Source organism: Candidatus Magnetominusculus dajiuhuensis (assembly GCF_046044395.1).
GTDB lineage: Bacteria > Nitrospirota > Thermodesulfovibrionia > Thermodesulfovibrionales > Magnetobacteriaceae > Magnetominusculus > Magnetominusculus dajiuhuensis.
Genome location: NZ_JBJUSG010000113.1, coordinates 1 through 11,746, shown reverse-complemented (window position 1 = coordinate 11,746; position 11,746 = coordinate 1). Strand labels below are relative to the sequence as shown.

The window sequence follows — 11,746 nt, the reverse complement described above, 5'->3', positions numbered from 1 at the left end:
CATATGTCTGGCCACAAGGCATACGCTCCATTCCAAATCCACCTTTTAACTCTTTTCGCTTCTCTATGTCGGAGCTAGGGTATATCAATAAACGCACGGCAATGGGACAAGAAACGGGACGGTGGCGGGGGGGATAATGTCGACCTGTTTGCGTATCCCTAAGGTCATAAAACCCAATCGCGCCCATGCCTTTTTTCAGCATTCGACAAAGTTTCAAGACCTATGATATACTACCACTATGCAGACAATCGAACGGGATTTAGACTTAACGGAAATCATCAATGGAGAGGAGATCATGAGCCCCAGTCCGTTTGGAAGACATCAGAGAATTGTCATGAATATAACAAGGAAGATACTGCTTCACTTAGAAAAACACGATTTAGGCGAATTATACGTATCCCCTCTTGATGTAATTTTTGAGGAAGGGGTTAACCGGCTTCAACCAGACTTACTGTTTATCAGAAAGGCGAATATGGGTATCTTTCAGGACTGGATACGCGGCGTACCGGATATGGTATGTGAGATAGTATCACCCGGCAGATATGAAAAGGATACCGAAGTAAAGCGGGCTATCTACGAAAAATACAAGGTGCCGGAGTATTGGGTAGTCATACCGGAGTTACAAATGGTCGAGATATTAACCATTGAAAACGATAGATATAAGAAACACTCAATCGCAGAACTTGAAGGCGTGGTAACATCAAAGGTCATAGAAGGATTGACGATAGACGTAAAGGACATATTCGGGTAACATGTTCAGATAGCCAGCCGTGTTTATTATAGAAATCTTCTTACTTCTATGACCGCATTTTGGAATTACACAACAAACTCCTCAATGCCGTTTATTTCAACTTGCTTGCTTTTTGAGCCTTCGCCTTTCAGGATTGTTATGTCTGACTTTTTTATCTTTACTTTATTTATCTTTCCCCGGGTCTTTGCTATGTGCTTGTGAAGCGTGTCTATCAGCATTCGGTTTGCCTCGCCTTCTACGGGTGGGGCGGTTAGTTTTATCTTCAGCTCGTTGTTCGATACGCCGGAGATTTCGGTCTTTGAGGAGCGCGGGATTACGCGTATGTTTAATATTATCCCCGTTGGCGTCCTGCGATAAAATGTTTTCTCCATGGCGTGTCAGCCTCAGAGCTTGTCCAGCGCCTGTTTAATCATCTTCTCTTTCTTCGATAAGACATGCGGATTGCCTTTCTTTTTCGCGGCAGCTCTTTCGTCGTAGTCGTCTTCGTCATCGTTTTCTATGTATACTGCTTCAGCGGCAGTGGTGCCGGGATATAATTTGCGGCTGAAATCCTCGCTCCTCACCGGCGTGCAATCCTTTGACCATGCAAATGACGCAATTGCCCTGTCCGAACTCACTACTATACATTTCATCCCCGCACGGGCTATGATTTCCTTTATCACCTCGTCTGCGCTCTCTCCCCGCCCCGAATATATCACCGTTAACCCTCCGATTGCCGTCTGCGTCTTGTTAAAACCCTCCCGTATGCCGTCAAATACCAGCGTCATATCATGCAGAAACCCCTTGCGCCTTCCATATGCCGATAAATCCTGAATTAGTTTCGTCCTCTGCGCCCTGAGGTCATTGTGGTATGTCCCTATCAGGTTGTAGCCGTCTATGATTATTTTTTCAGCCATCGGTTTCTTTCCCTATAATAATGCACATCTGTGACAAAGTCAATTTAAAAGTTGACAATTTAGACTGTAAAAATTAATATATACATGTGCCAAAGATTGATGTTTTAGTGCTGACCACAGATGACGCCGTCATGGCCTCGCTTTGCGGTGCCGCAGAGGCCATAGGTGAGCGCGCCGATGCGTTTCGAGTGCTTGCTGCAACTACAATTGACGAGGCATTAGACATCTATCTTCAGAAAAAACCCGGGCTGGTTATCTTTGACGAGGTTTATACAGCATTTCCCGACGCGTTGACAGCCCAAACAAGGACAATGCCCATCAACAACTCCCCTGCGGCAACTATAATTGCCCTCACAGGGCAGCATAGCGACGAACAATCGGAACGGTTCTTTCAGGCAGGCGTTGATATGTTTCTAAGAAAACCTGTAAACATCTTTGAACTCAGGGGAATAATCAGACACGCCGTGCGGCTTTCAGAGTTGAAGGCAATAGCCCTTAAACACGAACCCCTTATGACCCTTATGGACAACATCCCCGATTCGATTTATTTCAAGGACGCTAAGGGCAGATTTGTCCTGTTGAATAAGGCAAAGGTGGCACACTCCAATACCACATTCAAACAAATGGCTGGAAAGACCGACTTTGACTTCATGCCGGAGGACGAGGCCAGAGCCGCCGCCGTTATTGAGGAAAATATCATGAAAACCGGCACCGCCGTCATTGGAAACGTAGAAAAGCATACCCGCAGAAATGGACAGGAGGTCTGGGTATCGGCAACTAAAATCCCCTGGACAAGCAGCGACGGCCGTATCATAGGCGTAATCGGCATATCACGCGACATTACCGACATGGATAAGGCAAAAAAGGCCCTGCAATCATCCAAAGATGACCTCCAAAGGCGTATTGAAAGACGTACCACTGAGCTGACCCTCTCAAACGAAAAACTTAAGGCCGAAATCGCTCAGCGCACCCTCATGGAAGAAGAGGTGAATAGAAACTACCAGATTCAGCGCGTCATCAACTCTGTACTGAGGATTTCCATAGAGCCCATATCAATGAAGGAACAGCTTTCTCACGTCATGGAGCTGATACTGTCCATCCCGTGGCTTTCGTTACAGTCAAAAGGCTCAATATTTCTATATGACGAGGAATCGGTAACACTCGTCATGGAGACCGAGCGCGGCCTGTCGGATTATCTGAAAAAGGTATGCAATAAAGTCCCCTTAGGGCATTGCCTGTGCGGCTTGTGCGCTCAAAAACGCGAACTCGTCTTCGCAAACGAGTTAAATGAATGCCACCACGTCCAGTATGACGGCATGTCAAACCACGGGCACTACTGCGTGCCGGTTATGATAGGCGGGCGGCTGCTGGGTGTGATAAATTTATATGTTGACGCCGGGCACGAGAAAAACGAGATGGAAGAGGCGTTTCTTCGCGCGGTTGCTGATACCACGGCCGGCATAATTGACCGAAATCACGCGGAGTCCGAAAAACATAGCCTTCAGGAACAGCTTACGCAGTCTGAAAAATTGTCCGCACTTGGACGCCTGTCGGCAAGCGTGGCTCACGAGATCAGAAACCCGTTGGCCGCCCTCGGTGGTTTCGCAAGACGTCTGCGTAAGAGAATTTGCGATGACACGAAAGAAAAAGAATATGCCGAGATCATCTGCGCCGAGTCAACCAGGCTGGAGAATATCCTGAGGGACATCCTGTCGTATTCCAAAGGTGCAACCCTCAGCCTCACCACACATGATTTAAACGATGTCGTAAGGGATTCTCTGACGCATTACGAAGAGATTTGCAAGAGTAAATCCATTGAGCTGCAAAGTGAACTGCCCGCCATTGAGCCGATTCACATAGATAAGGGGCAGGTGCGCCAGGTCATTGATAATCTTATATCAAACGCCATAGATTCCATTGACTTCAAAGGAACCATAACGGTCACCTCCGGGCAAACTGTCAAAGATGACATACCGTTTGCCGTCTTACACATCGCCGATTCTGGTTCGGGAATCCCCCCCGATAAGCTGAAGATGATATTTGAGCCGTTCTTCTCGACAAAGGAAATGGGGCGCGGCACCGGGCTTGGGCTTTCTATAAGCAGAAAAATTATAGAGGAACACGGCGGCACCATCACAGCAAAAAGCATACAGGGAGAAGGCGCGGTTTTCTCCGTATTTCTTCCTTACCGTTAACCACTCTTACCATTAGGGAGTAATCAAGGAGCGTATAAATGGAAACAACCAAAAAATCAATCAGGGGAACACGTACAGAGAAAAACCTGCTGGCCTCATTCGCAGGGGAATCACAGGCGAGAAACCGTTATTCATACTTTGCCGCTGTCGCAAAAAAAGAGGGCTACGAACAAATAGCCGCCATATTTACTGAAACAGCCGAAAACGAAAAAGTACACGCCAAGAAATTCTTTAGATTTCTCGAAGGCGGCATGTTAGAGATTACCGCCACATATCATGCCGGCATAATCGGCACGACAAAGGAAAATCTCAGGGCATCCGCCGAAGGCGAGCACGAAGAGCACACTAAACTATACCCTGAGGCAGCTAAGATTGCCGAGCAGGAGGGGTTTAAAGACGTCGCGGCCGCATTCAGGGCAATCGCCACCGTTGAGCAACAGCACGAAAAAAGATACCTCGCCCTCCTGAAAAACATTGAAGACGACACGGTTTTCACCAGCAAGGAGCCAGTGAAATGGGTATGCAGAAACTGCGGCTATGTGGCAGAGGGTATGAAAGCCCCTGATATGTGCCCTGCGTGTGACCATCCGAGGGCATACTTTCAGATCAAAGAAGAGAACTACTAGTCGGTTGCTGAAACCAGTCAATGTCCACCGACCTTAATCTTCAGCGCATGTATGTGGAGAAGTTCGCCTCTGAGGAGTATATCTTCGGGCATATCAGGCGAGGCGGCAGGATTTTTATAGGTACGGGCTGCGCTGAGCCGCAGTATCTTGTTAAGGCGCTTATAAGATATGTCGAGAATAATCCTAAGGCATTTTTCGACACTGAGGTGCTGCATGTCTGGACATTGGGTGTTGCCGCTTATACGCAGGAGAAATTTAAGCATACATTTCGGCATAACTCGTTTTTCGTGGGGCATGACACGCGAACTGCCGTAAACACCGGGCTAGCGGATTACACGCCGGTGTTTTTGTCCCATGTGCCGCGCCTTTTCTACCAGAGATTAGTGCCCATAGACATCGCCCTCGTTCAGACGTCCCCACCGGACAGGCACGGCTACATGAGTCTCGGCATTGGCGTTGACATCGTTAAGGCGGCGGTGGAAACGGCAAGAATAGTCATAGCGCAGGTCAATACAAATATGCCGCGCGTACACGGCGATGGTTTCATACATCTCAAAGATGTTAATTTCATCATATCAAATGACGAGCCGCTGCTTGAATACACGTTTGAGACAGATATGGAGGCGGCACAAAAAATCGGCCAGTACGTCTCAAGGCTCATTGAGGACGGCGACACACTTCAAGTTGGTTACGGCAATATACCAAACTCCGTGGCCGCAAACCTAAAGGAAAAAAGACACCTCGGCATTCACTCCGAACTCCTGTCAGACGGCCTTGTGGAGCTGATGAGATGCGGGGCGGTGGACAATTCAAGAAAGACCAGAAACCACGGGAAAACTGTGGCATCTTTTTGCATGGGCAACAAAGACACATACGCCTTTATGCACGACAACCCCTCTATCGAATTCCGCACAATAGACTACACCGATAACCCAATGGTTATAGCCTCACACGAAAACATGGCGGCCATAAACACCGCCCTTGAGATAGACCTTACAGGGCAGTCCTCGGCCGAATCGCTTGGAAAGACCTTTTTCAGCGGCATAGGCGGACAGGTGGATTTTATGCGGGGCGCTGTGATGGCAAAAGGCGGAAAGGCCATCCTTGCCATCGAATCCACCGCCGACGCAATCTCACCGGACGGCGGGAAGACGGCCGTCTCCAGAATCGTACCCTTTTTGCGCGAAGGTGCCGGGGTGACCTTAAACAGAGGGGATGTCCACTATGTCGTAACCGAATACGGGATTGCCAGCCTGCACGGGAAAAATATCAGGGAACGGGCTATGGAGTTGATTTCAATCGCACATCCCTCGTTCAGGGGGCAGTTGATTGAAGAGGCAATAAAGGCAAATCTTATTTATAAGGACCAGACGTTTATTCATGGCAGCAGCGTCCGCTATCCCGAAGAACTGGAAATATATCAAACTCTCAAAAACAATATCGAAATCCTTCTAAGGCCGGTAAAAATAACCGACGAGCCTATGCTGAAGGATTTTTTCTACTCACTCTCTGATGATACCCTCTACAAGAGATTCATCTCCGTCAGGAAGGATATGCCTCACGAAAGGCTGCAGGAGTTTATCTCAATAGATTATGTAAACAAATTGGTCATGGTTGCGGTAGTAAAAGAAGGCGCGCGGGAATTTGTCGCCGGTATAGGGCAATATACCATTCTCACAGACATGCACGCCGCCGACGCCGCCCTTGTCGTCAGGGACTCACACCATGGGACGGGGATCGGACGGGAACTCCTTAACTATCTCACATTAATAGCGAGAAAGCGGGGCTTGCTTGGGTTTACGGCAGAGGTAATAAGTTCTAACCGCGCAATGGTCGCGCTATTTGATAGCCTCGACGCCGATATTTCAAAAACCTACGAGGACGGTTTGACCACGCTAAAGATTATGTTCAGGCGGTGATTCCCGGCCTACAACAGCTCGGCAATCTCCGTCTCCGCGGCAGCGGCAAACACCTTATTCTTTCGCTTATGCACTTCAAATGCGACCCTGTAGAGGATTTCAAAAAAGTCGTCGTCACAGTAGGGCTTTGCTATGTAATCGTACAGGCCAAGGGCTGCCGCCTTCTTTAGAAACGGCTCTTCGTTGAGGGCGGACAATATCAATATGGGGGTGTCGGGGCTTATTTTCTTTATCTTTGTGGCCATCTCAAGCCCGTCCATTATTGGCATCAATATGTCGGTGATTACTATATCAACCTTATTATTTTCAAATATCGCAAACCCCTCTTTCCCGTTAGTCGCCGTATATACGCTGTTAAATCTCCGCCTGAGGACTATCCTCATGCCCTCTAATATAATAGCCTCGTCCTCGACGCATAGAATGGAGGTGTTTTTCCTTAACTCCTCGCCGAATAAACCCCTTAAGTCCGGCTTACCATGATCTTTCGCGCTCTCTGCTGCTGCCATCTAAGGCCTCCGTCGTTTCAGTCTTACACCATACCCGTCCAATATCCCCACCCTTATTGTAATACGTCTGTATAATTATTTTCAATACTTTTTTGTCAATCTGAAAAAAATCAGTTAACTGTTGCAATCGCCGGTAAATCCGACCTTCATGCGGCATTCGCTGAATTCTTTCGTCCTGGGGTCCCACTTATAGCACTTTATGCCGCTTATGGCTCCCCCGCAAAGGGCAATGACTATTTGTGCGGTATCGGGGAACTCCGGCTCTCCAAAGACGGTTTGCGCGGCCTTGTCCTCTTCGGAGAAATAAGCGGGATGGTCCGGGTGGGAGTGGTAGAAGGCGGTGAGGGTTTGGCCATTTTCTTTAATTGAGGAGAAGGCGCGCTCAGCCTCTGCCCTGTCAACCGTGTAGGCTATGGAGGCAGAAAATGGGTAACGCAGAGGGTCTTCCTCATGAAGACGGTTTTGAATGTTTTGAAACCGTAGTACAAACTGGCCTGCGCCACCATTGACGCCGCCGTCAATTATAATGCCGCAGCATTCCTCCGGATATGCCTCCATGGCATGTATGAATATCTCATCGAGGCAATTTTTATGGATAACACATGTCATTGTCATCACACTGGTATATTAACTATAAATGTGAATAAATTAAAATATTATTTAAATTGAGGGCTGTTTGGTTTTATTCATGCCGCTCAACTCCCATCTGGTACGACAAAGCGCCGGGCCAAAATAATTATCGCAATTACTATGGGTTAATTGTTATAATGCACAGCTATATTAATGCGGACGCGGTAAATCTATACAAAAGGAGGTGACTCAATAGTGAAGAAATTAGCATTGACTCTCGTTTTAGTTTTAGGATTTGCATCATTGGCCTTTGCCGGCTGGGACAAGTGCCAGGGCTGCCATAGCGGCAAAACAGCCCCTGACAAAGCCGCCCTAACGGCTAAGTTTAAGACTGCCGATGAGTTTGTTAAGGCATCCAAGGAATCAAAAAGCCCTATGATGAAGGCGGCCAGCGCAGACGAAGCAGGATTAAAGGCAGCAGCAGCAGACCTGGGTCTCAAATAAAAAAGCCGATAACGGCGGAAACCCATACAAAAGGCGATGTTTTCCATCGCCTTTTGTGTTTAGTGCCGCTTTCGACGGCCACGTCAGTTGTTTATTCTCTTCTTTGTCCACTGTATAAGGCCGCCGGCGGTTATTAGTTCCTGCATAAACGGCGGGATTGGCTGAGCCTTAAACTCCTCATTTCTGGTTATGTTTTTTATTACGCCCCTATCGGCGTCTATCTCCACGACATCGCCCTCTTTAATGCCGTTTGCCGCGCCGATAGATTCAAAAATCGGCAGTCCTATGTTGAAGGCGTTCCTGTAGAAAATCCTCGCAAAGCTCTTTGCCACAACCGCCGCAACCCCTGCTGCCTTTATAGCAATAGGGGCATGTTCCCTTGAGGAGCCACAGCCGAAGTTCTCGGCGGCCACTATAATATCGCCGGCTTTAACCTTTTGGGGGAAATCCTTGTCCGCGTCCTCCATGACGTGTGTGGCCAGCTCTGCCGGGTCGGATGTGTTTAAATACCTCGCGGGAATAATCGCGTCTGTGTCTATGTCTCTTCCAAACTTCCATACCCTTCCTTTAAACAACATGTCTGTCTCCTTATAATTATTTTTTCTTTTGAGGCGATTTTGTCTTGCCTACATACCTTTTCTGCTGCTCCGCGGCAATCAACATGTCGGATTCATAAGGTTGAGAAGCCTTTTTTTTTTCACGTATGGTTTCTATGGCTATGTCTATCAGATTTCTTATAGCCTCTGCCCTTGAGCCGATTCTGTTGTCAAACCTGAAGTTCTCTATCTTGTCTAACTGTAAACGAGACGTAAAGAAAACGACCTTTTCGTCTTTGGCCGACTCTTCCTGCGTCATACATACCTCCTATAAAAATATATTTTATAAAATATACTCTTTATATACTTTATACACTTGACAAAGTATATAAAGATAGTGTACATTGCTAACAATGCTAACATTATATGCAAAATAAAATCAAATGGAGGGGAAATGCAAAAAACTACACAGACAAGCGACGAATTAGACAAAATCAAGGCAATGCTCACTTTCATGGCAGACTCTACGGATTTACTGTTGACTTCGTCTATGGTCGAAAGACAACAGCCTATGAACGACACCCCGTACGGTATGCATTTGTTTTTTATGGAACTTATTTCAAAGATAGACAACGCAGGCAAATAGCGCCCGACTGAACCAGTGCTCAGCCAGCCGGAGGGTCTATCGGCCTTCCGGTAAACTGCTGTGAAACTTATTTGCGTAAACCTTTCAAAGGCGTGTATAATATTTGCGGCAGTGATAGGGTCTTTATGAAGATATACCTCAACGGTGAGTTTGTCTCAGAATCAGACGCGAAGGTCTCTGTATTTGACCGCGGGTTTTTGTATGGCGATGGCGTTTTCGAAACCATGAGGGCATACGGCGGCGTGGTATTCAGGATAAACGAGCATATTAAAAGGCTTCGCCGCTCCCTCGGCATGATAAGGCTTGACCTTTCACTTCCAGAGTCATCCCTGTACGAGGCCATATATGACACACTAAGCGCTAATGATTTAACTGAGGCCGTAGTCAGATTGTCTGTTTCAAGGGGGACGGGGCCAATCGGGCTAAGCATGTCCCTTTGTGGGCAGCCCACGTTAGTAATTATAGCAAAGCCATTCACGCCATACCCCCAAGACTATTATGACAATGGCATCAGGGTCGTCACGACGAAGATTATGCGAACACCGCCTGACGCCCTTAACCCTATGATTAAGTCGCTGAACTTTTTAAACAACATCATGGCAAAGGCAATGGCCGATGACGCCGGGGCACATGAGGCCCTTATGCTCAGCGCAAACGGCCACCTTGCCGAATGCTCGGTGTCGAATATATTTTTCGTCAAAGAAGATATACTCTATACGCCGTCTGTCAAATCTGGAATACTGGATGGCGTTATGCGCGCCCAGGTGTTGGAACTCGCCTGTGAGACAGGGCTTGGGGTAGTGGAGGGTGAGTTTTTCCCTGCGACGCTCTACAGGGCGCACGAAGTATTCGTTACCAACTCAACCATGGAGATTATGCCCGTTACCACTGTTGACGCCGTATCATATCCGGTTGGACATGTGACGCGAAGACTTATGAAGGCCTTCTTCCGGTACAGGGAGCAATACGTAAAATACCGGCAATGATGGTATAGCAATTGATTGGGGTAAAAGAACCGATTGTGGAAACCGCTGATAAAAAAATATTAATAACCATGGGCGACCCGGCGGGCATAGGCCCGGAGGCGGCCATGAGGGCGTTTATCCGGCTTGATGGCTGGCTTGATGGCGTGGCGGTCGTCTTTGTTGGCGACGCCGATGTGATGAGGGAAGCGGCGGCGCTGCTTGGAATAAAACTGACAATCAGGGTAATTGCTTCGATGGCAGACGCGATTCGTACAGCGGGAACCCTGAACATAATAGATGTCGGGGCAGTCAGGGGGCTGGCATGGCAAAAGCGCGTCCCTACGGCTATTGGCGGGCGGGCGGCGGCGGCATATATAACGCGCGCCGTTGAGATTATATTAAAGGGTGAGGCCGCGGCCCTTGTCACAGCACCCATCTCCAAAGAGGCACTCATGCTTGGTGGCATTAACTACCCCGGCCACACGGAAATGCTTGCGGCCCTAAGCGGCACACAGGACTGTGCGATGATGCTCGTTGGGGGCAAGTTGAGGGTTATCCTCGTAACCATTCACACCGCCATCAGAAACGTACCTGATATGATAACAAAGGGGCGTGTATTGGCGGCTATACGACACGCCGGTACTGCCACTTCAATGCTTGGCATAGAATCGCCGCGAATTGCTGTGGCGGCACTCAATCCTCACGCCGGCGAGGCAGGGATGTTCGGCAGGGAAGAGATTGAGGAAATTACCCCGGCCGTTGAGGCCGCCCTGCTGGAGGGTTTTATGGTTACCGGCCCTCACCCGCCTGATACGCTTTTTCATAAGGCGGGGCAATTCGATATTGTCGTATGTATGTACCATGACCAGGGCCTGATACCCCTGAAAATGGCCGCGTTTGAAAGCAGTGTGAATATCACTGTGGGGCTGCCCTTTATAAGGACCTCGCCGGGGCATGGCACGGCCTATGATATTGCGTGGCGCGGTACGGCCTCTGGAGAAAGTATGGCGGAGGCGATAAAGATGGCCTCACTGCTGAGGATACCCGGTGACAGAAAGCGCTAAGGGCATAAAACAATTTATCCGGTTTGCCTTAATAGGCGTACTGAATACATTTGTTGATTTACTCGTGCTGAACGTTGAAACTTTGATAACGGGCATGAAAACTGGCACACCGTATGCGCTGCAAAAGGGGATTTCATTTTTATTCGGGGTTACGTGCAGCTACTATTTAAACAAGCATTGGGCATTTAAGCACAAGTCAAGGCATCGGCAGGGGTTGAAATTCTCGCTCTTTATGACGGTAAGCGTAGGTGGAGCGCTGATAAACATAACAGTTGCGGCGCTTTCTGTTACATATCTCAGGCCGATGGTAAATTACGAGGTACTGACCGCCCAGGTGTGGGTAAACATTGGAGCGCTCTTAGGGACGGCGGTAGCTCTGGCCTGGAATTTCTTCGGCTATAAGTTTTTTGTGTTTAAAGAACAATAATTAATACCGCCTGATACCGAAATGCCAAGCAGGCGTCATCAGGGCAAACGCATTAGAAATTGCCGCCCTTAATTTTGTCACCGCCCCTATTTTTGTCATTCCGGCTTGTCCGGAATCGTGCGCCTGTGAGTGTGCATAGTC

15 protein-coding genes are annotated in these 11,746 nt (G+C 48.2%); 9 read left to right on the top strand and 6 right to left on the bottom strand.

What is annotated here, in order from left to right:
- The first annotated feature begins 238 nt into the window (after positions 1 to 238).
- Positions 239 to 751, top strand: coding sequence for a Uma2 family endonuclease (locus AB7D94_RS13615; RefSeq protein ID WP_420266456.1), 513 nt, complete (start codon positions 239 to 241; stop codon positions 749 to 751).
- Between the two features lie 65 nt (positions 752 to 816).
- On the opposite strand, the gene AB7D94_RS13610 is transcribed toward AB7D94_RS13615, so the two are convergent.
- Both AB7D94_RS13610 and AB7D94_RS13605 read right to left on the bottom strand, forming a co-directional pair.
- Complete coding sequence (locus AB7D94_RS13610; RefSeq protein WP_420266455.1) at positions 817 to 1,122, bottom strand: DUF167 domain-containing protein; 306 nt, start codon at positions 1,120 to 1,122, stop codon at positions 817 to 819.
- A 12-nt stretch (positions 1,123 to 1,134) separates the two neighbouring features.
- Positions 1,135 to 1,647: an NYN domain-containing protein gene (locus tag AB7D94_RS13605; RefSeq protein WP_420266453.1), complete on the bottom strand. Its 513-nt coding sequence runs from the start codon at positions 1,645 to 1,647 to the stop codon at positions 1,135 to 1,137.
- A gap of 86 nt (positions 1,648 to 1,733) precedes the next feature.
- On the opposite strand from AB7D94_RS13605, the gene AB7D94_RS13600 reads away from it, so the two are divergent.
- Genes AB7D94_RS13600 through AB7D94_RS13590 form a run of 3 tightly spaced genes read left to right on the top strand, consistent with a single transcriptional unit; the run spans position 1,734 to position 6,387 of the window.
- Positions 1,734 to 3,842: an ATP-binding protein gene (locus AB7D94_RS13600; protein WP_420266452.1), complete on the top strand. Its 2,109-nt coding sequence runs from the start codon at positions 1,734 to 1,736 to the stop codon at positions 3,840 to 3,842.
- Between the two features lie 38 nt (positions 3,843 to 3,880).
- A complete protein-coding gene (gene rbr / locus AB7D94_RS13595) occupies positions 3,881 to 4,468 on the top strand; it encodes a rubrerythrin (protein ID WP_420266451.1) in 588 nt (195 codons plus the stop codon).
- Positions 4,469 to 4,488: 20 nt separating this feature from the next.
- A complete protein-coding gene (locus AB7D94_RS13590; RefSeq protein WP_420266449.1) occupies positions 4,489 to 6,387 on the top strand; it encodes a GNAT family N-acetyltransferase in 1,899 nt (632 codons plus the stop codon).
- Positions 6,388 to 6,395: 8 nt separating this feature from the next.
- Here AB7D94_RS13590 and AB7D94_RS13585 read toward each other — a convergent pair whose 3' ends face one another.
- Both AB7D94_RS13585 and AB7D94_RS13580 read right to left on the bottom strand, forming a co-directional pair.
- A complete protein-coding gene (locus AB7D94_RS13585) occupies positions 6,396 to 6,893 on the bottom strand; it encodes a response regulator transcription factor (RefSeq protein ID WP_420266448.1) in 498 nt (165 codons plus the stop codon).
- Between the two features lie 114 nt (positions 6,894 to 7,007).
- On the bottom strand, positions 7,008 to 7,502 hold the full coding sequence (locus AB7D94_RS13580) for a M67 family metallopeptidase (RefSeq protein WP_420266447.1): 495 nt from the start codon (positions 7,500 to 7,502) through the stop codon (positions 7,008 to 7,010).
- A 216-nt stretch (positions 7,503 to 7,718) separates the two neighbouring features.
- On the opposite strand from AB7D94_RS13580, the gene AB7D94_RS13575 reads away from it, so the two are divergent.
- Positions 7,719 to 7,967 carry a hypothetical protein gene (locus tag AB7D94_RS13575; protein ID WP_420266446.1) on the top strand — a complete coding sequence of 83 codons (249 nt, stop codon included), beginning with the start codon at positions 7,719 to 7,721 and terminating at the stop codon, positions 7,965 to 7,967.
- Positions 7,968 to 8,050: 83 nt separating this feature from the next.
- Here AB7D94_RS13575 and leuD read toward each other — a convergent pair whose 3' ends face one another.
- Both leuD and AB7D94_RS13565 read right to left on the bottom strand, forming a co-directional pair.
- Positions 8,051 to 8,545: a 3-isopropylmalate dehydratase small subunit gene (gene leuD / locus AB7D94_RS13570; protein WP_420266445.1), complete on the bottom strand. Its 495-nt coding sequence runs from the start codon at positions 8,543 to 8,545 to the stop codon at positions 8,051 to 8,053.
- Between the two features lie 16 nt (positions 8,546 to 8,561).
- The gene (locus AB7D94_RS13565) at positions 8,562 to 8,822 is read right to left on the bottom strand and encodes a hypothetical protein (protein ID WP_420266444.1); all 261 of its coding nucleotides are present in this window, start codon (positions 8,820 to 8,822) and stop codon (positions 8,562 to 8,564) included.
- Positions 8,823 to 8,957: 135 nt separating this feature from the next.
- On the opposite strand from AB7D94_RS13565, the gene AB7D94_RS13560 reads away from it, so the two are divergent.
- The 4 genes from AB7D94_RS13560 to AB7D94_RS13545 all read left to right on the top strand — a co-directional run bounded on the left by AB7D94_RS13560 (position 8,958) and on the right by AB7D94_RS13545 (position 11,605).
- Entirely contained in the window at positions 8,958 to 9,149 is a 192-nt protein-coding gene (locus AB7D94_RS13560) for a hypothetical protein (protein WP_420266443.1), read from the top strand.
- Positions 9,150 to 9,274: 125 nt separating this feature from the next.
- Complete coding sequence (gene pabC, locus AB7D94_RS13555) at positions 9,275 to 10,135, top strand: aminodeoxychorismate lyase (RefSeq protein WP_420266441.1); 861 nt, start codon at positions 9,275 to 9,277, stop codon at positions 10,133 to 10,135.
- A gap of 11 nt (positions 10,136 to 10,146) precedes the next feature.
- Positions 10,147 to 11,178 (top strand): 4-hydroxythreonine-4-phosphate dehydrogenase PdxA, encoded by a 1,032-nt coding sequence (gene pdxA / locus AB7D94_RS13550; RefSeq protein ID WP_420266440.1) that lies wholly within the window; start codon positions 10,147 to 10,149, stop codon positions 11,176 to 11,178.
- The gene (locus AB7D94_RS13545) at positions 11,162 to 11,605 is read left to right on the top strand and encodes a GtrA family protein (protein WP_420266439.1); all 444 of its coding nucleotides are present in this window, start codon (positions 11,162 to 11,164) and stop codon (positions 11,603 to 11,605) included. The genes pdxA and AB7D94_RS13545 overlap by 17 nt, the downstream gene beginning before the upstream one ends.
- Positions 11,606 to 11,746 lie beyond the last annotated feature (141 nt).